Source organism: Burkholderia sp. MSMB1589WGS, assembly GCF_001636105.1.
GTDB lineage: Bacteria > Pseudomonadota > Gammaproteobacteria > Burkholderiales > Burkholderiaceae > Burkholderia > Burkholderia humptydooensis.
Genome location: NZ_LNJT01000007.1, coordinates 198,180 through 220,157, shown reverse-complemented (window position 1 = coordinate 220,157; position 21,978 = coordinate 198,180). Strand labels below are relative to the sequence as shown.

Here is a 21,978-nt window from a genome sequence, read left to right as displayed (position 1 = left end):
GACGGACGCCTTGATTTGCTATCCGAAACGATTGGGCGTATTGGATTCACGGGTGAGATCGCGGTGCGTGCCGGGCGTCGCTGCGCCGCGGCGTCAGCGATACCAGCGCGGCGTGTACACCCAGTCGCGCGCGCCGTCGCGCACGATGCGCCGCGTCGTCGACGAGCCGACGATCACCATCGTGCGCATGTCGACCTGCTGCGCGGACAGCGCGGCGAGCGTCGTCGTCGCGAGCGTCGCGCCGGGGCGGCCGATGTCGCGGCCGAGCACGACGACCGTGTCCGGCGCGCGATGCCGGCGCACGATGTCGAGCGCGCGATCGAACTGCACGGGCCGCGCGCGCGACACCGGGTTGTAGAACGCGAGCGCGAAATCGGCGGCCGCCGCGTGGTCGATGCGCTTTTCGATGATCGCCCACGGCTTCAGGTTGTCCGACAGCGAGATGAGGCAGAAGTCGTGGCCGAGCGGCGCGCCGGCTTCGGCCGCCGTCGCGAGCGCGGCCGACACGCCGGGCACGACGTCGAGCTCGACGGCCGCCCAGCGCGCGTCGCCGGCGCCGTCGAGCGCTTCGAGCACGGCCGCCGCCATCGCGAATACGCCGGGGTCGCCCGACGATACGACCGCGACGCGCCGGCCCTGCGCGGCGAGCTCGAACGCGTGGCGCGCGCGCTGCAGTTCCTCGCGGTTGTCGGAGACGTGCAGTTGCTGGTCCGCGCGGAACGGGCCCGCCATGTTCACGTAGGTCGCGTAGCCGACGATGTCGGTCGCGTCGGCGAGCGCCGCGCGCGCGGCGGGCGTCATCAAGTCCGCGCGGCCGGGGCCGAGGCCGAGCACCGTCAGGCGGCCGCGCGCCGCGCCGAGCGCATCGGCGTCGACGGGCGCGCCGGCGATGGCGATCGCGATGTGGCGCGGCGTCGGCGACGGCCCCGCATCGGCGCGGCGCGCGAGCGTGGCGGGCAGCGCGGCATCGAGCACGCCCGAGGCGTCGTGCGCGTTCGTCTCGATGAAACGCAACGGCACGCGCAGCGCGCGCGCCGCATCGGTCAGCGCGCGATCGGCGATGCGTCGCGCCGGCGCGACGACGGCCGCGAGCGCGAGCGTCGCGAGATCGTGCGCGGCGAGCGTCGCGACGATGCGCGCGGCGAGCGGCGGCAAGCCGGGCGATGCGGCGTTCGCGTTCGCAGGGGTGCGTGCGATTGCATCGTGATCCGAAGCGTTGCTCGCAACGTCGCCGATGCCGTTGGCGTCGCCATCGCCATCGCCATCGCCATCGCCGTCACCGAGCGCGACGACGACGCTGCGCGGATGAATCAGCAATTCGCGCGCGTCGCCGCGCGACGCATGCGGCGTGACGCGGATCGCGTGCGGCGCGTGCGCGTCGCGCGGCAGCGCGACGTCGTCGAGCCACCGTGCGTCGCCTTCGATGCGCGTGCTTTCGCCCGCGAGCAGATCGGACACGAAGCGCTTGCCCGCGTCGAGATCGGCGAGCGCGTAGCCTTCGGGCGGATTCAGCATGCACGCGCCGAAGCGCAGCTCGCCGCTCGTCGTGATCGCGGCGGCGACGCCGAGCGCGTCGGCGATCTCGCGCGCGAGCACGTTCGCGCCCGCGAGGCCGCCCAACAGCGGCACGACCGCGCTGCCGTCCTCGGCCACGGCGAGCACGGGCGGCTCCGCGCCCTTGTCGGCGAGACACGGCGCGACGCAGCGGATCGCGATGCCGGCCGCGAACAGCGCGACGATCGGCGCGCCGCGCGCATACAGCTCGCGCAGGTGCGCGCCGAGCTCGGAAAACGCCACGTCGGCGTCGGCGCGCCCCGCGAGCGCGTGCACCTGCGCGCCGTCGAATCGCGCCTGGAGCCGGCGCGCGGTCGCGAGCGCGCCCGGCCCGAGTATCACGATCGCGGGCGCGATGGTCATCCTTGCCATTTTTCCCCCGGCACGACGAGCAGCGAAAAATACGGCGACGCCATCGGATCGACGTCCGCGAGCGGCACGATCCGCTGCGCGGCCATCGTCGCGCGCTCGACGTACAGCGCGCGCCGCGCGAGCCCGAGCTCGTCGAGCACGCGGCGCACCTTGTCGAAGTTGCGCCCGAGCTTCATCACGACGGCCGCGTCGGCCCGCGCGAGACGCTCGCGCAATTCGTCCTCGGGCAGCACGCCGGAGAGCACCGAGAGGCTCTGGTTCCGGTAGACGAGCGGCACGCCGAGCACCGCCGCGCCGCCCAGCATCGAGCACACGCCCGGCACGACCTGGGCGTCGTAGCGCGGCGCGAGCCGGTCGTGCAGGTACATGTACGAGCCGTAGAAGAACGGATCGCCTTCGCAGATCACCGCGACGTCGCGGCCCGCGTCGAGGTGCGCGGCGACGAGCGCGGCCGCCGTGTCGTAGAAATCGGCGATCACGGTTTCGTAGCACAGGGGCGGCGGCAGTGCCTCGGTCGTCACCGGGTAGACGAGCGGCAGGTGCGTCTGCGCGTCGCCCAGGTGCGCCTCGACGATGCTGAACGCGTTGCCTTTCTTGCCCTTCGCGACGAAGTACGCGACGACGGGCGCGGCCTGCAGCATCCGCAGCGCCTTGATCGTCAGCAGCTCGGGGTCGCCCGGCCCGACGCCGAGCCCGTAGAGGCGCCCAGTCCTGCGCGTCATTCGGCCTCCGAAGCGAGCGCGTTGACGGCGGCGGCGACCATCGCGCTGCCGCCGCGGCGGCCCGCGACCGCGACGAACGGCACGCCGCGGCTGTCGGCCGCGAGGAGCGCCTTCGATTCGGCCGCGCCGACGAAGCCGACCGGAAAGCCGAGGATGAGGGCGGGGCGGGGCGCGCCCGCGTCGATCATGTCGAGCAGATGGAAGAGCGCGGTCGGCGCGTTGCCGATCGCGACGACGCTGCCCGCGAGATGCGCGCGCCACAGTTCGAGCGCGGCCGCCGAGCGCGTGTTGCCGATCTCGCGCGCGAGCCGCGGCACGTCCGGATCGCCGAGCGTGCAGATTACCGGGTTGTTCGCGGGCAGCCGCGCGCGCGTGACTCCTTCGGCGACCATCCGCGCGTCGCAGAGGATCGGCGCGCCGGCCGCGAGCGCCGCGCGGCCCGCTTCGCCCGCGCCTTCGGAAAACCGCAGGTCGCGGACGACGTCGACCATGCCGCACGCGTGGATCACGCGCACCGCGAGTTTTTCGAGGTCGGGCGGCACGCCCGTCAGATCGGCTTCCGCGCGGATCGTCGCGAACGATTCGCGATAGATCGCGCCGCCGTCGCGAAGGTAGTCAAGCATCGAGGTCATCCTGAGTGGGCCGTGCGCCGCGCGCGAGCGCGGCGGCGGCCTGGTCGATCGTCAATTGGCGCGCGACGGCGCGGCCGAAGCCCGTCGCGCCGTCGCGCCGATAGAGGTCGTAGCGGCCCGCCGCGCTCGCGACGAGCGTGTGCGCGGCCGCATGCGGCAACGCGCACGAGCGCGCGCAGCCCGTGACGTGCACGTCGACGGGGGCGGCGAGGCGCGCGGCGAGCGCGAGCGCGTCGGCTTTCGTGTCGGCGGGCGCGCGCGCGCAGCCTGCCGAGCCCGCGCACGCGACGACGTGCGCGAGCGGAGCGGCCGCGTCGCACACGAAGCCGAGCGCGGCGAGGCGCGCGAGCGCGTCGGGCGCGGCCGCGCGCGCGACGGCGGGCAGCATCACGCCTTGCCACGGCGTGATGCGCAGCGTGCCGTCGCCGTGCGTGTCGGCAAGCGCCGCGAGCGCCGCGAGCGCGTTCGCGTCGAGCCGGCCGAGCGGCGGCTGCGCGCCGACGACGCAGCGCGCCGGGTCCCGTTCGGGCTGGATGCCGAAACGCAGCGCCGTGTCGACGCGCGCGCGCCGCCAGCCGGCGAGATCCGCGCGGCGCCGCAGCGCGAACGGCGGCTTCGATTCGGACAGCTTCGATTCGGCATGCGAAAGGAACGCGTCGGGCGCGCACGTCGCGAGCAGGTCGCGCATGCGCGTCGCGCCCGGCGGCGCGAGCTCGACGAAGCTCGTCACGAGCGCGCGCACGCACTCGACCGCGTGCGCCGGCGCGATGGCCGCGAGCGCGCCGGTAAACGTTGCGCCCGGTGCGACGCGCTCGCCGTCGACGGGCGGGCAGCCGGCGAGCCCGACCGCGAGCAGCGTGTCCCCGCGCGCGTCGCGCAGCGCGGACAGCCAGATGTCGTGCGGGTGGTCGAGCGCGGCGAGCCGTTCGCCGCCATCGAGCAGCACCGAGAATTTCGGCGACAGCGCGGCGCAGCGCGGCTCGGTCTGCAGCATCGCGAGGAGGCGGGCGGCGAGCGCGGCGCTGTCGACGAGCGCATCGGGGTCGCGCCCGGCCGTCGGGCTCAGCATCACGTTGCGCACGTCGTCGCGCGCGGCGACGCATGTGTCGGGCGACGCCGCGGGCAGGCCGTCCGTCAGCGGCCCGAGCCCCGCGTCGATCAGCGCGCGGCTCACGCAAGCCTCGCTGCCGGCCCGCACGCCGCGCAATTGCAGGTTCGCGCGATTGGTCGCCTCGATCACGCCCGAGCCGAACGCGCGCGCGACGGCCGCCACCGCGCGCGCCTGCGCGGCGGCAAGCGCGCCGCCCGGCAGCTTGATCCGGCACAGGCCGCCGTCGCGCGCGGCGACGATGCGCACGAGTCCCGGACACGCGCTCGCGGCGCGCGCGGCGTCGGATGAAAAAACAGCGGTGCAAGGATTCAACAGCGCTCCGGATCAAGCGTCGCGCGGCGGCCCGAGGCGGCCGTTCCCGCGCGGCAAGCGCGCGAGCGGCGGGCTACGGCATCGGTACACCCCGCCCGATGAAGGCTGGCACGAACGAAACGTCCCGGCAGGTCTCCTGGCTGGCAGGTCGTCATCCGCAGCGGGCCTTCCCGGCGGCCGCGAAAAGGGCGGCCTGGCCAGTGGCGTGGATCGGATGCGGACTCGCTGCTCACAGTTGCGGGGGCAGCCGCAGCGGCGCGGCGCGCCCTGCGTTCCCTCTTGGGCCCCGTGGGGCGCCGGTCGACGGACGCTGTATTATGCCTTTTTTCGCGACGCCCGAGCGCGCGATGCGCGAGGCGGACGACGCTTTCAGGATCGACAGGAACACGATGGAGCACGACGGATGAGCGCGTGGCTGACGGTGGTGGGCATCGGCGACGACGGATACGCGGGGCTCGGCAGGCCGGCGCGGCGCGCGCTCGCCGACGCGGCGGTGGTGATGGGCGGCGAGCGGCATCTCGCGATGCTGCCGGCGCGGCACGGCGCCGAGCGCGCGCCGTGGCCGAAGCCGTTCGATCTCGCGCCGCTCTTCGCGCGGGCTCCGGCGCGCGTGTGCGTGCTTGCGAGCGGCGATCCGATGCTGTTCGGCGTCGGCGCGACGCTCGCGCGCACGCTCGCGCCGCACGAGTGGCGCGTGCTGCCCGCGCCGTCGTCGCTGTCGCTCGCGGCCGCGCGCACCGGCTGGGCGCTGCAGGATGTCGACACGGTGTCGCTCGTCGGCCGGCCGCTCGCGTCTTTGCATCGGCATCTGTATCCGGGCCGGCGGCTGTTCGTGCTGAGCGCGGACGGCGCGACGCCCGCCGCGATTGCCGGCGCGCTCGCCGCGCGCGGCTTCGGGCCGAGCGCGATGACGGTGTTCGAGCATCTCGGCGGCCCGCTCGAACGGCGCATCGATGCGCGCGCCGACGCGTGGGGCGATGCGCGGGCGGCCGCGCTCAACGTCGTCGCGATCGAATGCCGCGCGTGCGGCGCCGCGCCGCGCCTGGCGCTCACGCCCGGCTTGCCGGACGACGCGTACCGCCACGACGGCCAACTGACGAAGCGCGATCTGCGCGCGCTCGCGCTCACGCGGCTCGCGCCCGCGCCGGGCGAATTGCTGTGGGACGTCGGCGCGGGCTCCGGGTCGATCGGCATCGAATGGATGCGCGCGCATCCGAGCTGCCGGACGATCGCGATCGAAGCGCATCCGGACCGGCAGCGCTTCATCGAGCACAACCGCGACGCGCTCGGCGTGCCGGCGCTCGAACTCGTCGCCGGCCGCGCGCCCGACGCGCTCGCGGGCCTTGCCGCCCCAGACGCGGTGTTCGTCGGCGGCGGCGTGAGCCGCGACGGCGTGCTCGACGCGTGCTGGGCGGGCCTGAAGCCGGGCGGCCGCTTCGTCGCGCATGCGGTGACGCTGCAGGGCGAGGCGGCGCTCGTCGCATGGCGCGAGCGGCATGGCGGCACGCTCACGCGCGTGTCGGTCGCGCACGCGCAGCCGCTCGGCGGCTTCGACGCCTGGCGGCAGGCGCTGCCCGTCACGCTGTACGACGCGCGCAAGCCGCGCGGCGCGCAGCCGGAGCACGGATGATGCGCGACGAAACCCCCGAGCAGCCGCGGCCGCTGCGCTTCGGCTACACGACGGGCAGTTGCGCGACCGCGACGTCGCTCGCGGCCGCGCGCCTGCTGCTGACGGGCCGCGCGAGCGACATGGCCGACATCGTGCTGCCGAAGGGGCAGCACGTCGCGATGCGTCTCGCGTTCTGCCGCGCGACGGACGCCGGCGGCGCGGAGGCGGGCACGATCAAGGACGCGGGCGACGACCCGGACGTGACGCACGGCGCGCTCGTGTTCGCGCGCGTGCGGCTCGTTCACGAGCCGGGCGTGCGCTTTCGCGCGGGGCCGGGCGTCGGCACGGTCACGCGCGCGGGGCTCGCGATTCCCGTCGGCGAACCCGCGATCAACCCGGTGCCGCGCCGGATGATGAGCGAGCATCTCGCGGCGCTCGCGGCCGAGCACGGCTATGCGGGCGGCTTCGACGTCGCGATCGGCGTCGAGAACGGCGAGGCGCTCGCGCAGAAGACGATGAATCCGCGCCTCGGCATCGTCGGCGGATTGTCGATCCTCGGCACGACGGGCATCGTGCGGCCGTTCTCGTGCTCCGCGTATATCGCGTCGATTCACCAGGGCATCGACGTCGCGCGCGCGAACGGCGTCACGCACATCGCCGCGTGCACGGGCAATGCGAGCGAGGACGCGGTGCGCGCGCGCTACGGCCTGCCCGACATCGCACTGATCGAGATGGGCGACTTCGCGGGCGCGGTGCTCAAGTACCTGCGCCGCGCGAGCGTCGCGCGGCTCACGCTGTGCGGCGGCTTCGGCAAGCTGAGCAAGCTCGCGGCGGGCCATCTCGATCTGCACAGCCGCCATTCGAGCATCGACTTGCCGCTGCTTGCCCAATGGGCGGGCGAAGCGGGCGCGAGCGCGGTGCTGCAGCACGAGATCCGCGCGGCGAACACGAGCCAGCAGGCGTTGGCGCTCGCGCTCGCGCATCACGTGCCGCTCGGCGACGTCGTCTGCGCGCACGCGCGCCGCGTCGCGCGCGACATCGTGCCGGACGAGGTCGACGTCGAGGCGCTCGCGATCGACCGCGAGGGCCGCATCGTCGGCGTCGCGCGATGAGCGCGCGCCGCGTGTTGCTGCTCGGCGGCACGGGCGACGCGTTGCGCGTCGCGCGCACGCTCGCGCCGCACGACGTGTACAGCCTCGCCGGCCTCGGCAAGGTGCCCGACGATCTCGCGTGCGACGTGCGGGTCGGCGGCTTCGGCGGCGCCGACGGGCTCGCGCGCCATCTGCGCGAGCACGCGGTCGCGCTCGTTATCGACGCGACCCATCCGTTCGCCGCGCGGATCAGCGCGAACGCGGCCGCCGCGTGCCGCGCGGCGGGCGTGCCGTATTGGGCGCTGCGCCGCGCGCCGTGGCGGCCGCGGCCGGGCGACGACTGGCGCGGCGTCGCGGACTGGGCGGGCGTTCTCGCCGCGATCGCGCCGTTCGCGCGGCCGCTTTTCACGCTCGGGCGCGAGCCGCTCGCGCATCTCGACGACATTGCGCCGCATCAGCACTGGCTCGTGCGCTGCCTCGACGCGCACGCAGGCAACGCGCGCGCGCACGTGCTCGCCGCGCGCGGGCCGTTCTCGGTCGAAGGCGAGCGCGCGCTCTTCGCGACGGCCGCAATCGACGTCGTCGTCAGCAAGAATAGCGGCGGCGCGGCGACGGAGGCGAAGCTCGACGTCGCGCGCGAGCGGCGCTTGCCGGTCGTGATGGTCGAGCGGCCGGCGCTGCCGGATGCGGATCGCGAATTCGGCGATATCGCGGCGCTCGTCGACGCGCTGCGCGCGTTTCGTGCGGTTCGTCCGTTTCGCGCCTTTCGCACGCCGTGACGGGCCGCGCGCGAGCGCGCGTCGGCGCATCCTCGAATCGAATCATCGAACGAATGACGGAGTATTTTGAATGACGGTGTACTTCATCGGCGCGGGTCCGGGCGACCCCGAGCTGATCACGGTGAGGGGCCAGCGCCTCGTGCGCAGTTGCCCGGTGATCCTGTACGCGGGCTCGCTCGTGCCGGCCGCGGTGCTCGACGGGCATCGCGCCGAACTCGTCGTGAACACGGCGGAGCTCGATCTCGACGCGATCGTCGCGCTGCTCGCGCAGGCGCACGGAAAAGGGCAGGACGTCGCGCGCGTGCATTCCGGCGATCCTTCGCTGTACGGCGCGATCGGCGAGCAGATCCGCCGGCTCGCCGCGCTCGGGATTCCTTACGAGATCGTGCCGGGCGTGACAGCGACGGCCGCGTGCGCGGCGGCGCTCGGCGTCGAGCTGACGCTGCCGGGCGTCGCGCAGACCGTGATCCTCACGCGCTACGCGGGCAAGACGGCGATGCCCGAAGGCGAATCGCTCGCGAGCCTCGCCGCGCACCGCGCGACGCTCGCGATCCATCTCGGCGTGCGGCATCTCGCGCGGATCGTCGACGACGTGCTGCCGCACTACGGCGCCGATTGCCCGATCGCCGTGATCTACCGAGCGAGCTGGCCGGACGAGGCGCGCGTGACGGGCACGCTCGCCGATATCGTCGGCAAGGTCGCGGGCGCGCGGATCGAGCGCACCGCGCTGATCCTGATCGGGCGCGTGCTCGACGCCGAGGGCTTCGACGAATCGACGCTCTACGCGAAGGCGTGAAGGCGTGAAGGCGTGAAGGCCGGGGCGCGTGGCGCGGATGCGCGGTCGGATCGTCAATACGGCTTCGCCGCGGGCATCACGACGTGGGCCGGCTCGCTCTCGTTCCAAAGACGATCGAGCGCCGTGACCGCGTAGCGGTAGCCGCGATCCGCGCGCGCGGTGATGTCGACGAATTCGGTTCCCCGAACCGTCGCGAGCAGATGGCGTGCATCGTGGTTGCCGCACATGTCCTGCCGCCCAAGCTCGTGACGATAGACCGCGTATGACGCCGTCGCCTTCGAGCGCGGCTTCCATCGCAGCCGCACGCCGTCGGGCGGGCGTTGCGCGCGCAGGTCCTTCACGGGCGGCGGCGCCGCTCCGTCGAGCGCGGGCATCGCCGGCACGAGCGCCGGCCGCGAATACCAGGTGCGATTGACGAGCGTCGTCGCGCCGAGCCGGTCCGCGCGCACGTCCTTCGCGGAGAAGTAGACGTCGCCCTTCACCTCGGGCGCCGTGCGATTGAACGCCAGGTGGTTGCTCAACTCGGCCGGATCGGACCAGCCCGGCGATTGATTCGACGTGCCGACCTTGTACGCCGCCTGCCCGATATACAGGTGCACGTCGCGGCCGCGCGCCTCGTTCGCCCACCACGACACGACCTTGTCATAGTCGGCGGGCGCGAAGCCGCGCGCCCAGTACGCCTGCGGCACGACGTAGTCGATCCAGCGCTCGCGCAGCCAGCGGCGCGTGTCCGCGTACAGATCGTCGTAGGTCTGCACCGAAGCCGACGTCTGCGAGCCCTGCGGATCGGTGGCCGCGTTGCGCCAGACCGCGAACGGCGAGATCCCGAACTTCACCCACGGCTTCGCGGCCTTGATGCGCCGCGCGAGCGACTCGACGAGACGATCGACGTTGTCGCGCCGCCAGTCGGCGTGCGTCGCGAAGCCCGCGCCGTATTGCGCGTATGCCGACGCATCGTCGAACGCCGCGCCCGCGACCGGGTACGGATAGAAGTAATCGTCGAGATGCACGGCGTCGATGTCGTAGCGGCCGACCGCGTCCATGATCGCATCGACGACGAACGCGCGCGCGGCCGGCACGCCCGGGTTGTAATACAGCTTGCCGCCGTAGCGGACGATCCAGTCCGGATGCAGGCGCGCCGGATGCGTGGCGGCGAGCGCGTCGACCCGGTCGTCCATCGCGACGCGATACGGATTGAACCACGCGTGCAGTTCGAGATTGCGCCGATGCGCCTCGGCGACGGCGAACGCGAGCGGATCGTAGCCCGGGTCGCCGCCTTGCGTGCCCGTCAGATACTTCGACCACGGCTCGAACGGCGACGGCCAGAAGGCGTCCGCGGTCGGTCGAACCTGCAGGATCACCGCGTTGCGGTTCATCCGCACCGCGTCGTCGAGCCACGCGCCCAGCTCGGCCTGCTGGTCCGCGACCGATAGGCCTGGGCGCGACGGCCAGTCGATGTTGGTCACCGATGCGATCCACGTGCCGCGGAACTGGCGCTTGGGCATCGTCTCGTCCGGTCGGCACGCGACTTCAGGCTCGGGCGCGGCGTCCGGCGCAGCGGCGCACGCGCCGGCCGACAGCACGAGCGCGGCTGTGGCGAGGTGACGGAATCGAGTCGACAGCATGGGCAGGTCCTTGAGCCGGATCAGCGCGTTGAGACGAGGAGATCCAGTAGGGACCGTCACGCCCGGAGCGAGTTCCGGAGCTGGCGGGACGGGGGCCGTTCACGCGCCGCTTCGCGCGGCGGCGAGCCGCGGCGGCGCGAAGCGTGCGGCCATCGCGGCCATCACGACGCACACCGCGGCCATGAAGCCCCAGGCCGGCGACAGATCGGCGACGTTCTGCCGGATCACGCCGGCGACGAACGGAAACAGGCCCGCGATCAGATAGCCGATGCCCTGGACGAAGCCGGTGAGCGCGCCGGCTTCGGCCGCGCTCGTCGCGTGGTCGAGCGTGACGATCAGCGACAGCGGAAACAGCGCGCCGATCCCGAGGCCGAGCAGCAGCGACGCGGGCAGCGCGGAGCCGAGCGGCGCGGCGATCAGCGCGATCAGGCCGACGAACAGCGACGCGATCGCCGCGAAGAGCGCGGGGCGGCGGTCCGGCAGCCGGTCGATGAACGCCGACACGGCGAGCCCCGCGACGACCTCGGCGAGCGTCACGCCGCCGAGCAGGCCGCCCGCCGCTTCGGGCGACCAGCCGAGCGACATGTAATAGGGCGGCAGCCACGCGAGCACGAGCGTATAGGCGCCCGTGCCGAGGCCGAAGAACGCAGCGAGCAGCCAGGCACGCGCGCCGTGCGTGCGGCGCGCGGCGGGGCGCGCTCGCGCGTCGCGGGCTGTCGCGCGGGTCGCGAGCGGCCACAGCAGCGCGGCCGCGACGGCGGGCAGCGCCCAGCCGGCGAGCGCGGAGGTCCATCCGATCGCGTGCGCGGCGAACGGCGTCGCGACGCTCGCGAATACAGCGCCGCCCATGATCGACGTCGAATAGAAGCCCATCACGCTGCCCGCGCGCGCGGCGAATTCGGCCTTGATGAACCCGGGCAACAGCGCCTGCACGGCCGCGATGCCGAGCCCCGCGCACAGCGCGGACGCGAGCAGCGCGGCGGGCGCGCTCGCCGCGCCGCGCGCCGCGCACGCGAGCCCGATCAGCGCGACGCCGAGCCAGACGCCCGCGCGCACGCCGGCGCGGCGCGCGAGCCACGGCGCGGCGAGCGCGCCCGCGCCCATCAGCAGGACCGGCACGGTGGTCAGCAGGCTCGCGGCGCTGTCGGACAAGCCGCTCGCGCGCTGGATCGTGTCGAGAAGCGGCCCGACCGATGCGAGCGCCGGCCGCAGGTTGAGGCCGACTAGTATGATGGCGGCGAGCCGCCATGCGGGAGAAAGGAGTCTGTGCATGAGCGCGGATGCGGCGCGCGTCCGGACGGTTGCCGGGCGTGCGCGTTGCGTATAATTGTCTCGACATCAAGATAGATTCGACTTGTCTCTACGTCAAGATAACTTGGACGAACAGGAGGGTTAATGGATCGCGCAGCCCATGCGATCGAGCAATGGCGCCGCGAGCGCCCGGATCTCGATCCGGCGTCGATGATCGTGCTCGGGCGGCTGCAGGAGGCGGCGCTCGTCATCGCGCGCGACAGGCTCAATCCGCTTTTCGCGCGCTACGGCCTGCAGCCGGGCGAATTCGACGTGCTCGCGACGCTGCGGCGCAGCGGCGCGCCTTACGCGCTGACGCCGACGGCGCTCTACGACGCGGCGATGATTTCGTCGGGCAGCATGACGAACCGGATCGATCGGCTCGAGAAGGCGGGGTGGGTCTTGCGGCGTCCGAACCCGGCGGACGGGCGCGGCACGCTCGTCGCGTTGACGCGCGCGGGGCTCGCGCTGATCGACGACGCCGTCGTCGCGCACGTCGACAATCAGCGGCGCGTGCTGTCCGCGCTCAGCGCCGCGGAACAGCGTCAGCTCGCGAAGCTGCTCGACAAGCTGTTGCAAGGGCAGGCGCAGGGCTGAAGCGCCGGGCCCGTGCCGCGACGATCGCGCGCCGGCGGCGCGTGTTTGACGGGACGCGCTCCCCGGATCGACAGCTCGATACCCGCCATGCGATCCGGGGAGCCGCTTCGCCGATGACTTCGGGATGCCGAACATCATCGCCGCCGCTCGTCCTGCCAACGACCTCATCGATTCGGTTGCAATTCCGAAGGGATCGTCTGCGCATCGAATGCTTGCGCGCTGCCCGGATCGACCGGCTGATACTCGAAGCTCGGCGCGGGGAGGGGCTTCGCCGCCGGATTCGGGATGCCGGACATCATCGCGGTGGCTTGCGCCTTCAACGACATCATCAGTCCGATGACAGCATTGAAGCGGTCGCCTGGGGTTTGTCCGTTGAACAGCGCATGCAATGTCTTCAGCAGGCTCGTATAGGTGTAGTTGAAGTTGTTGCAGGCACGCCGCTGCGCGGATCCGGAAGGATAGTCGGCGACCTTCGGGTTGCCCGGCACGTCATAGACGCCGCTCGGATCGAAGACGATGGAATCGCCTGAATACGAATAGCCGGACTGGTCTTTCACGAGCTTTCGCCCCTTCTTGATTTGCATGAGGCGGTAGTAATGCGCGTAGCGGTAACGCCCGACCACCTCGATCGGCGATTTCGACGTGCCTTCTCCTTCTTCGACGATCGTGCGGATTGCCTGCTGCGCGGTTGCGACGTTGGTGACGATGACGGCGTCCGGCATCAGAGCGGGGCCGATCTGATTGCGGGGCGGGTTGATGAATGCCTTGTCGCCGACTTCGCCGATCATGTTCGAGATGAGGCTGTAGAACTGGCCGATCGTCAATCCCCGCGCGGCGTCGATTTCGAGGAGCGCCGATGTCGGGTAGACCAGCGGGTCCTCGGGTTCCTCGATCTGAAGGAACGCGTCGAGCTGCTGCATCGAGAACGGTTGCAAGGAAACCGTCAAATCGTCCTGGATGCCTCCCGGCAAATGGCCCGGATACTTCTGGATGAAATCGGGCTTGTCGATGACGGGCGTGCCGCCGAGTGCGTTCAGCACGTTCGCGGCGAGTGTCATGTGCAGCATTTCCTCCACCACGACCGAGAAGATGATGTCGGCGATGGCGTCGTTTTTCTTCTGATCGAGCGAGTACATCGCATACAGGTAGAGCGGAATCGTCGCATGCTCGAATTCGATCGCTTGCTGCAGGTAGAGCTGTAGCGGAACGACGGCTGACGGGCCGGTAATCGTTCCTTTCGGCAACACGGGTTTGAGGTGGATCATGTCGGCTCTCCGAGGAATGGGTCGTCGCTTTCGCGGATGCTCAGCGCACGAGACGGCGCGCGCTCGCGGATGCCTTGCCGCCTGCCGTCATACCCCGTGCGGCGGCAGGGGTTGCCGGCGCGGCGAGCGTCCGCGCGGACTCGATGGTTTCCGGGGCGCTCCCGTATACCGGATCGCCGAGGAACTGGAGAATCGCCCGACGTTTGGCGGGCGAGAGGTCTCGCGTGACCGGCATCGAATTCGGATCGCTGTCGCGAAGGCCAAATGCGAGCTTCAGCAGCGCGGCGTTGGCGACGACCTGTTCGTAGCTGCCCATGTCGAGAAAGCGCGCCATGACCGGATAGAGATTGGCGTATTGCTGGAAGATGGGCTTGAGCGAGAGCCAGTCGACGGGGGCCTTGTGATCGAAACCGCTCCACAGCAGGATGCTGATGAAATTCCACGGGTTCATCGGGCCGGTGTACTGGTTCGTGTCGACGAAGCCGGGACGAATGCCGTATATCTGACCGTCGATTCCGTAATCCTGACCGTTGTTGAATTTGCGCGGCGTGCCGGGATCGCTCATTTGAAGCGTCAGGGTAGCGATGCCTTTCTCGTTGGTCTTGAGCGTGCCGTTAAAGCCGTAGTAGAGCGGCGTGGGCTTTTCCCTGTCATCGACGTAGGCTACAGCGAAAAGCGGCGTAGCAACGGGCGGGACATCGAATGGATTGACGATATTTGCCGGTTGCAGTTGGCTGGAATCGGGCACGATGCTGATCATTGCTTGGCTCAACCGCTTGCCCCATTGCGTCGCATAGATCGGAATCTGCACGCTGTCGCCGGGGCTGCAACGATAGACGAACGTATCGGCGCGCACGAACGTGCCGCTATTCCATTCGCTGATCAGGACGTTTGAGCCCACGCTTAGCGTAAGAGGAACGTTCAGACTCGCCGGCGTTACGTGGCCCGGCAACTTGATTTGCACGACGCCTGCTGTTTCGGCGTACCACGTGTCGCTCGTATAGCCGCCATTGCCTTGCGAGGAAATCGTTCCTAGGCTCGTCGAGCCGGCCCTCAGCTCCAGATTACCCAGGTCGTTCATCGGACCGCCCGGCTTGGCAGTGGTGATTGCATTCCCCAGATCAAGGAGAATCGTGCTCGAGGCGGCATCGACGCATGCCGCGAAGAAGTTGATCCCGCCCGTTGGCTTGAAGAACTGGCCGCCGGGCGCAGACTCTGCCATGAACTGTCTGCCGATGACCATATGCATCGGCTCGTCCGCGCTCGAAGGCCCGATCGTGCCGGCGATTCGCCCGCACATGAATTGATCGGACGTGTTGTCGCCATTGAAGCCGTCGACGTTGAATTTGATGGACAGCCGATCGCCGCTTTCCTTGAGCTGGGTCAGAAACGGCGAACGAGAGACGTCGGCCCATTTGAGGTTGGTCAGGACGGACTGATACATCGCGCCGGCGATTTCATCCTGACCAAAACCGTCGCCGGTCACGCGGTCCCAGATGTCGATGAACGGCGCCGGCTCGAAATCGCCGCGCAGCAGCGTGTTGCCCTGGCCGTCGGTGATCCGAACCTGCAAACCCCAGATTTCCGATACCAGTTGCTGTTCCGTATCGAGATCGACAAGCTTGGCGGCCACTCGGCCATCGGAATCGGCGATCATATACGCCAAGATCGGATCGCTTGAAGGAACCGCGCCGGACGGAAGCCAGGCCGACGTCACCTTGCAGTCGAGCAGCCGCCAGGACGCATCGCCCGTCGGATTGAACCAGCCGTTATCTGGAAAGCCATTCGGCGAAGACTGCAACAATTGATAATTCGGCTTGAACGCTGCGTTGTCGAAATGCCCGGGATCGTTATTGACCGTCGAAACATTCGCCTGAAACCTGCCCGAGAAATGCAGCCGCAATGGATTGAGGTAACTCATGAATTTCTCCTCGCAAGAGTAAAGCGCCGTCGTGACGGCGAGTTCAGAACGGCTTGACCAGTCCGATCGCATTGCCTTCCGGGTCCTTCACCATCGCAAACGTGTATCCATCGACGCTGGTCGGGCCGAGCAAAGAACTGCCGCCGTTCTCGACCACGCGGCCGATGGCGTCTTGCAGATCGGCTACACGCAGATAGAAGTTCGTCCCGGCGTTCGAGCCGGCCTGACCGGAAGCGGCTTGGCCGATGCCGCCGAGCAGCGCCACACGCTGCCTCGGAAACCGGATATAGGCAAAGTCGTTCGAGCCGCTGTTGTACCGCCACCCGAACACGTCGCTGTAGAACTGTTTGAGATTCGCCTGATCGCGGGCCATGATTTCGAACATCACGCTCGGATGAACATTGATCGTGTCGTCTTCCTGCATCGCATCGGTGACGGCTTCGGCGCTTCGCACGAATCCGGCGCGCGTTTGCAGGAAATCCACGAACGTAAACGGCTTGCCGTTCGACGCGACGAACAGTTCGCCATGCCGTTCGACGAAAGCGGTGAACACCGGCCCGTCGACATGCCGCAGAAATGCATCGGCGCTGCGATACGTCTCGAAGAACAGTACCGAGCGCGGTTCGGCGGGCGGCAGGGATTGCAGGCGGCCTTCGCCGCGGTATGGCGCGTGAACCAGATAGGTCAGCGTGTCCGATTCGTTCAGCTCGACATCATGTGCGAGCTGACGCAACGCGGCGTCGGCGGCCTCCTCGCAGCCGGGTCGAATGAACCAGCGGGAAGTAAGACTGACAAGTTGAGTGGAAGACAGACTCATGGCATTCCTCGGATCATCTCGATCGTTTTTCGTTACCGGCACGATTTCTCGGGGCGATCCGGACCGCCGTGCCGGCGGCGGCCTGGAACGTTTTCGCAGCCGTTCGCTTCGCGTCGCCGGCGTGTCAGTCACCGCGGTAGCGGCGCTGTCCGATGCGCGTCAGCGCCGAGCCGGCGGCGCCCGCGATCATCCATGCGGGATCGGCGAGCGCGGCGAGGATGACGCCGTCGAGCATCGGCATGGCGGCGATCATCCACGGGATCGCGGACCACGCATCGCGCGGCCTGCTGGTGCGGCTTTCGAACCGGGAGACGAGCGTCAATGCCGACACGTAGGCTGCCTGCGCGAGCGCCGCCCATGCGACCTCCGCCGGCACCGTATCCGTCAGCGCGAGCGCGGTGACGATATAAACGAGCAGGCGCGCGCCGGCCATGACGATCACCGCCGACGGATGACGCTTGTGAAAACGGTCGTAGATCCAGATGACCAGCAACAGCGCGATGCCGGCCGCGAATCCCGCGCGATGCGGCGCGAGCAACAGGAAAAGGAGCGCGGCGGCGAACAGGCCCAGTATGAGCGCGCGCGCCGCGCCAAGTGCGATGCGCCCCGCCGGAATCGTTCGAAATGGCTGGTGCACGCGGTCATGATCGACGTCGCAGACATCGTTGAGCGCCATGCCGCCGCAGTAGAAGCACGACATCGCGAAAGCGAGCAACGGCACGAGCGCGATGGCCTGTGCGCGATCCGGCAGACCGCTCAGCACGGCCGCCGTCAAGACGTTCATCCAGACCGTCGGCAGGTTGCTCACGCGGCATAGCGCCAACGCCGCATTCACGCGGTCATTGAAAGAGAGTGTGTTCATGGAATGAAAACGTGGTCGAGCAGCAGCGAGCAGACGTCCGTTGCCGCGAGCTTGTCGTGCCGGACGAGGCGGCGCTCGGAGCTCATCAGGATCGGCGAGTCTGCGCCGTCGCGCGTCCGGATGCCGTGGGAGCCGCGCACCAGCGACGCATCGAGCGGGATCACGTCCATCGTGTAGCGCATGCCGAGCGCTTTGCGTGCGAGCGCGGTCGCGACCGCCAGCCTGGGAAACCGGATGCCGGGATCGATGAACAGTTCGGCCGGGTCGTAGCCGGGCTTGTTGTGAATATCGACCGTGCGCGCATAGTCGGGCGCCGATTTGTCGTCGTGCCAGAAGTAGTAGGTGAACCAGCTATCGGGTTCGGCGAGCAACACGAGCTCGCCCGAACGCGGATGCGCGAGGCCATGATGGCGCTTGCCGGTTTCGTCGAGCACCTCGCCGATTCCGGGCAGCGTCTCGCATAGTCGTCCGACCGCGGCGAGATCGCGCGCATCGCGAACGTAGACGTGCGCAATCTGGTGATCGGCGACGGCGAACGCCCGCGAGGCGCCGGTGTCGAGATAGTCCTGGCCGAGATCGCGCTTGATCGCGACGAAGCCGGCGTCGCGCAATGCGCGATTGATGTGCACGGGCCGCGTGACGGGCATCACGCCGTATTCCGAGAGCACCACGACGCGCACGCCGCGCTGACGCAACTGGGCTATCAGGCCGCCGCACACGGCGTCGATCTCGCGCAGATCGGCGCAGATGTCGGCTTGTGGGCCGACGCGCTGGAGGCAGTAGTCGAGGTGCGGAAGGTAGACGAGATTCAGCGTCGGCCTGAACTGCGCCTCGACTGCGAGCGCTGCATCCGCGATCCACCGGCTCGATCGTATCGAGGTGCTCGGCCCCCAGAAGTGATAGAGCGGAAATGGGCCGAGCCGCTCGCGCAACGATTCGCGCAACGCGGCCGGCTGCGCGTAGAAATCCGGCAGCTTCAAGCCGTCGGCGCGATAGAGGGGCCGCGGCGTCAGCGTGACGTCGGCGTCGGTGGCCATCGCATACCACCAGAACGTGTTGGCGCACGTGAACGATGAATCGCGCTCGCGCGCGAGGTGCCAGATGCGCGGCGCCTGCACCAGCCGGTTGCTTTGCCGCCATAGCAGCACCTGATCGAGCTCGCGGAAATACCAGCCGTTGCCGACGATGCCGTGTTCGGCCGGCAGCTTGCCGGTCAGATAGGTCGTCTGCGCCGAGCACGTGAGCGCGGGCATCGTCGCATCGATGGCGACGATCTCGCCGCCGAATGCCGACAGATGCGGCGTATGCGGGCCGAGCAGGTTCTTCGTGAGCCCGACGACGTTAATGACGGCCGTGCGCTGCATCGAGCGTCTCCTTGACCCAGCTCAGCTCTCGTGCGACCGAGCGGCCGACGGAATCGAAACGCAACGCCTGCGGCAGGACGCCGAAGCTATAGGTTTCGACTTCGAGCGGCGTCGCGGGAGCAAGCTGCGGCAGACAGGCTTCGAGGAAGAAACGCGTCGTGTCGACGTCGTCGAGCGCGGCGAGAAACACCGGGACATGAAAATGCACTCGGCATTCGTCGACGGGCTCTCCACGTTCGAGCCATCGTGCGAGATCGGGCAGGTCGGCAAAGCGCAGCATCGCGCCATCGGGGCGGCGCGCCACGGCCTGGTGGAGATAGGTCGATTCATCGAACCGCAAGAGGTTGGCGATCCGCGGCCCCCGGGCTCGCAGCGCCGACGAAACCTGCACTTTGGCCACCGGGATGCCGGCGTTTGCGAGCCGCGCGAGACAGTCGCGCGGCGCTTCGAATTCGACCGCCTGATGGCAGCAATCGAAACAGAGGCCGACGTGTTCGCGAAGGGGCGCCGGGAAGGCCATGCGCTCGAAGAATTCGATGACGTCGTCGATTCGTTCGAGCACGCAGTGCGGCTCCGGCTCGAGCGCAAGGCGAATCAACGGCCCGCCGCGTTCGCGCGCACGGGCGAGATGCGCGAGCACCTCGATCAGTCGTGCCCTGACCAGCGGCCAGTGCTCGGCGGCGAAGCCGTGGCGGAAAGCGATCGGCACCGTGGAAATCGAAGTCTCGCGATCGCTCGGCGTCCATTGCGCGAGGATGTCGGCCAAGCGCATCGTATAAGCGGCCCGCCGCGGATCGCGCCAATCGGGCAGATAGACGGTCTCCTTGACTCGCGTGCCGTGAAACGAGCCGTACGGAAAACCGTTGAGCGTCAGCACATGGCAGTCGTGCTCGTCACACCAGTCGGCGAACAAGCGGATTTGCGCGTCATCCAGTTCGGAAGCGGCTTGCGCAGACAGGCGCAAGCCAAGTGGAAAACTGGATTCGGGCGAACAGACGCGCTTCACGTCCAACGCATGGCTTTCGAGATTGCGCAGCACGTCGCGCCAGGCGTCGCCGGGATGGATGTTCGTGCAGTACGTGAGCGGAAACGCGCCGTTCACGTCGACACCTCCTGCGCCGGATTCGCCGCCCGCACAAGTTGCCGCGACGCGCGCAGTTCGGTCACGCAAACGCGCATCGCCGCCACATCGATGCGGTCCACCTCGATGCCTTCCCCGATGCCGTTGAGCAGCGTGACGCACAAGCGGCCGCCGAGATGCTCGCGGAAATCGCCGAGCGCCTGCTCGACATCGAGCGCGTCGAGGGCGGCGTCGTCGAGTGCGAAGCCGATATCTCGCAATGTCGTGAGAACGATGTCCGCGGCGGCATCGTCAATGAGCCCGATTCGCCGCGAATAGAGCGTGTCGAGCGCGATGCCGATCGCGACCGCTTCGCCATGCAGCAGACGATGATTCGAGCGCTCTTCGAGCTTGTGCGCCGACCAGTGGCCGAAATCGAGCGGGCGCGCACTGCCGCGTTCGAACGGATCGCCGGAGTCGCGAATCTGCGCGAGATGGAGTTCCGCGCAGCGCACGATCATCGGTTCGATCGCATGCGCGGCGAGCGCGGCCAGATCGAAACGCCGCCGATGGATCTGCCGGAAAAACGCCTCGTCGCGGATCAGCGCGACCTTGACCGTTTCGGCGATTCCCGCGCGCCGAACGGCAGCGGGCGCGCTCGCGAGCAAGTCGAAATCGTTGACGACGGCAAAGGGTGGAGCGAACGTGCCGATGAAATTCTTGCGGCCGCGCCAGTTGACTGCGTTCTTGACGCCGACGCCCGCATCGTTCTGAGCCAGCACCGTCGACGGCATGCGGATCAGCCGAATGCCCCGATGCGCCGTCGCGCACGCGTACCCGACCGCATCGAGAACGGCGCCGCCGCCGATCGCCACGACGTAGCTATGGCGGCATAGCTGAAACTCGTGCACGAGGTCATGGATCGCTTCGACTTCCCGCACCCCGTGCTTCGCCGCTTCCCCGCCGCGCACGATGACGGGCGTGCTGACGAGCTCGAACTGATCCGCATGCGCGCGCGCGTATCGCAGAATCTGCTCGACGGGGTCCGCACGCGTTTGCGCCACGCCTGAATCGACCACGAACAATACGCGCGATTCCGAGCCGGCCGCCGACGTCCGCAGCAGTTCCGCCAGCAGCGGATTGCCCGGCCAAAGCGCTCGCCGCGTGAAGCATACGGAGTAGCTGTAGCGAACGTCGAATGTTTGATCGATACGATGCTCGAGCATGGAGGTTCCCGGGTGAAATGTCGCCGAAAAAGGCGGAAGCCCCGATCGGCCGTCGGATGCGCGGCGCGTCAGTTCGGAACGGGTTCGTCGACGCGGGGCGCCTGCCCGCGTAGTACCGAGTTGTCGGAAAACAGTTGCCGCTGGTCGAGGCGCGGCGTGCGGGCGAGTTCGGCGACGTCGATCTGCCGTGATTGCGCGTAGGCCTCGAGCGCGTTGCGCCACGTAACGGCCTCGACGTCGGCCATCGCGATGCCCTGCTCGAGCATCAGTCGCGCCGTCTTCGGCACCGCGAGCGGATCGCTTACGCCCCAGTCCGCCGAGCTGTCGACGATGATGCGTTCGGTTCCGTATCGCCGGACGATTTCCACCATGCGCGCCGAGCTCATCTTCGTGTTCGGGTAGATCGTGAATGCGGCCCAGGCGCCGGCATCGAGCACGTCGTGGACGGTTTCCTCGTTGTTGTGATCGACGACGAGTTTTGCCATCGGCACGCCGTGCTCGCGCGCGACTTCTATCGAGCGCCGTGTCCCGCGCTTCTTGTCGCGATGGGGGGTGTGCACCATGACCACCATGTCGTGCTCGCGCGCAAAATCAAGCTGCGCGCGATAAGCGAAATCTTCCGCCTCCGTGATCTCGTCGTAGCCGATCTCGCCAATCGCGACGACGCCTTCTTTCAGCGCGAACTGCGGGATCAATTCGAGAACCTCGCGCGCGAGCGCTTCGTTGTTCGCTTCCTTCGAATTCAATCCGATCGCGCAGTAGTGGGCGATGCCGAACTGCGCGCAACGAAAGCGCTCCCATCCGACGAGGCTCGAAAAATAATCAATGAAGCTTCCGGCGTTGGTGCGCGGCTGACCCAACCAGAATGCCGGCTCGATGATCGCGCGAATGCCCGCGGCAGCCATCGCCTGCAAGTCGTCGGTCGTGCGCGAGGTCATATGGATGTGGGGATCGAAGAATCTCACGGGAAATC

At 69.1% G+C, this 21,978-nt stretch carries 19 protein-coding genes and 1 riboswitch; of the genes, 5 read left to right on the top strand and 14 right to left on the bottom strand.

Going from position 1 to position 21,978, the window contains the following annotated elements; all coding sequences use genetic code 11:
- Nucleotides 1-93: 93 nt before the first annotated feature.
- Genes cobJ through cobG form a run of 4 tightly spaced genes read right to left on the bottom strand, consistent with a single transcriptional unit; the run spans nt 94 to nt 4,703 of the window.
- Entirely contained in the window at nt 94-1,917 is a 1,824-nt protein-coding gene (cobJ, locus tag WT16_RS09010; protein WP_063533176.1) for a precorrin-3B C(17)-methyltransferase, read from the bottom strand.
- Nucleotides 1,914-2,648 (bottom strand): precorrin-2 C(20)-methyltransferase, encoded by a 735-nt coding sequence (locus WT16_RS09005; protein ID WP_015601722.1) that lies wholly within the window; start codon nt 2,646-2,648, stop codon nt 1,914-1,916. The genes cobJ and WT16_RS09005 overlap by 4 nt, the downstream gene beginning before the upstream one ends.
- Nucleotides 2,645-3,271, bottom strand: coding sequence for a precorrin-8X methylmutase (locus WT16_RS09000; RefSeq protein ID WP_063533175.1), 627 nt, complete (start codon nt 3,269-3,271; stop codon nt 2,645-2,647). The genes WT16_RS09005 and WT16_RS09000 overlap by 4 nt, the downstream gene beginning before the upstream one ends.
- Nucleotides 3,264-4,703, bottom strand: a complete 1,440-nt coding sequence (gene cobG / locus WT16_RS08995) for a precorrin-3B synthase (RefSeq protein ID WP_063533174.1) — start codon at nt 4,701-4,703, stop codon at nt 3,264-3,266. Before cobG ends, WT16_RS09000 begins: the two co-directional genes overlap by 8 nt.
- A 108-nt stretch (nt 4,704-4,811) precedes the next feature.
- Nucleotides 4,812-5,019, bottom strand: a riboswitch (cobalamin riboswitch).
- Nucleotides 5,020-5,106: 87 nt separating this feature from the next.
- On the opposite strand from cobG, the gene WT16_RS08990 reads away from it, so the two are divergent.
- From WT16_RS08990 to cobM, 4 genes are all read left to right on the top strand, one after another.
- The gene (locus tag WT16_RS08990; RefSeq protein WP_063533173.1) at nt 5,107-6,333 is read left to right on the top strand and encodes a bifunctional cobalt-precorrin-7 (C(5))-methyltransferase/cobalt-precorrin-6B (C(15))-methyltransferase; all 1,227 of its coding nucleotides are present in this window, start codon (nt 5,107-5,109) and stop codon (nt 6,331-6,333) included.
- The gene (locus tag WT16_RS08985; RefSeq protein ID WP_063533172.1) at nt 6,330-7,424 is read left to right on the top strand and encodes a cobalt-precorrin-5B (C(1))-methyltransferase; all 1,095 of its coding nucleotides are present in this window, start codon (nt 6,330-6,332) and stop codon (nt 7,422-7,424) included. Before WT16_RS08990 ends, WT16_RS08985 begins: the two co-directional genes overlap by 4 nt.
- Nucleotides 7,421-8,182 carry a cobalt-precorrin-6A reductase gene (locus WT16_RS08980; RefSeq protein WP_063533171.1) on the top strand — a complete coding sequence of 254 codons (762 nt, stop codon included), beginning with the start codon at nt 7,421-7,423 and terminating at the stop codon, nt 8,180-8,182. The genes WT16_RS08985 and WT16_RS08980 overlap by 4 nt, the downstream gene beginning before the upstream one ends.
- A gap of 70 nt (nt 8,183-8,252) precedes the next feature.
- A complete protein-coding gene (cobM, locus tag WT16_RS08975) occupies nt 8,253-8,978 on the top strand; it encodes a precorrin-4 C(11)-methyltransferase (protein ID WP_063533170.1) in 726 nt (241 codons plus the stop codon).
- A 53-nt stretch (nt 8,979-9,031) separates the two neighbouring features.
- Here cobM and WT16_RS08970 read toward each other — a convergent pair whose 3' ends face one another.
- Nucleotides 9,032-10,603: a family 10 glycosylhydrolase gene (locus WT16_RS08970; protein WP_063533169.1), complete on the bottom strand. Its 1,572-nt coding sequence runs from the start codon at nt 10,601-10,603 to the stop codon at nt 9,032-9,034.
- A gap of 99 nt (nt 10,604-10,702) precedes the next feature.
- Nucleotides 10,703-11,875, bottom strand: coding sequence for an MFS transporter (locus WT16_RS08965; protein ID WP_063533168.1), 1,173 nt, complete (start codon nt 11,873-11,875; stop codon nt 10,703-10,705).
- 123 nt (nt 11,876-11,998) lie between these two features.
- On the opposite strand from WT16_RS08965, the gene WT16_RS08960 reads away from it, so the two are divergent.
- Entirely contained in the window at nt 11,999-12,490 is a 492-nt protein-coding gene (locus tag WT16_RS08960; protein ID WP_015601453.1) for a MarR family transcriptional regulator, read from the top strand.
- A 164-nt stretch (nt 12,491-12,654) separates the two neighbouring features.
- Here WT16_RS08960 and WT16_RS08955 read toward each other — a convergent pair whose 3' ends face one another.
- From WT16_RS08955 to WT16_RS08920, 8 genes are all read right to left on the bottom strand, one after another.
- The gene (locus WT16_RS08955; RefSeq protein ID WP_156521423.1) at nt 12,655-13,755 is read right to left on the bottom strand and encodes a ferritin-like protein; all 1,101 of its coding nucleotides are present in this window, start codon (nt 13,753-13,755) and stop codon (nt 12,655-12,657) included.
- A gap of 40 nt (nt 13,756-13,795) precedes the next feature.
- Nucleotides 13,796-15,676 carry a hypothetical protein gene (locus WT16_RS08950; protein WP_156521422.1) on the bottom strand — a complete coding sequence of 627 codons (1,881 nt, stop codon included), beginning with the start codon at nt 15,674-15,676 and terminating at the stop codon, nt 13,796-13,798.
- Between the two features lie 43 nt (nt 15,677-15,719).
- Nucleotides 15,720-16,493 (bottom strand): VOC family protein, encoded by a 774-nt coding sequence (locus tag WT16_RS30655; RefSeq protein WP_082874763.1) that lies wholly within the window; start codon nt 16,491-16,493, stop codon nt 15,720-15,722.
- Between the two features lie 124 nt (nt 16,494-16,617).
- Nucleotides 16,618-17,355: a UbiA family prenyltransferase gene (locus WT16_RS08940; protein ID WP_063533166.1), complete on the bottom strand. Its 738-nt coding sequence runs from the start codon at nt 17,353-17,355 to the stop codon at nt 16,618-16,620.
- The gene (locus WT16_RS08935; protein ID WP_063533165.1) at nt 17,352-18,719 is read right to left on the bottom strand and encodes a nucleotide pyrophosphatase/phosphodiesterase family protein; all 1,368 of its coding nucleotides are present in this window, start codon (nt 18,717-18,719) and stop codon (nt 17,352-17,354) included. Before WT16_RS08935 ends, WT16_RS08940 begins: the two co-directional genes overlap by 4 nt.
- Complete coding sequence (gene eboE / locus WT16_RS08930) at nt 18,697-19,821, bottom strand: metabolite traffic protein EboE (protein ID WP_063533164.1); 1,125 nt, start codon at nt 19,819-19,821, stop codon at nt 18,697-18,699. The genes WT16_RS08935 and eboE overlap by 23 nt, the downstream gene beginning before the upstream one ends.
- A complete protein-coding gene (locus WT16_RS08925; protein WP_063533163.1) occupies nt 19,818-21,005 on the bottom strand; it encodes a 3-dehydroquinate synthase in 1,188 nt (395 codons plus the stop codon). Before WT16_RS08925 ends, eboE begins: the two co-directional genes overlap by 4 nt.
- 68 nt (nt 21,006-21,073) lie before the next feature.
- Entirely contained in the window at nt 21,074-21,970 is an 897-nt protein-coding gene (locus tag WT16_RS08920) for a TatD family hydrolase (protein ID WP_082874762.1), read from the bottom strand.
- Between the last annotated feature and the right edge of the window lie 8 nt (nt 21,971-21,978).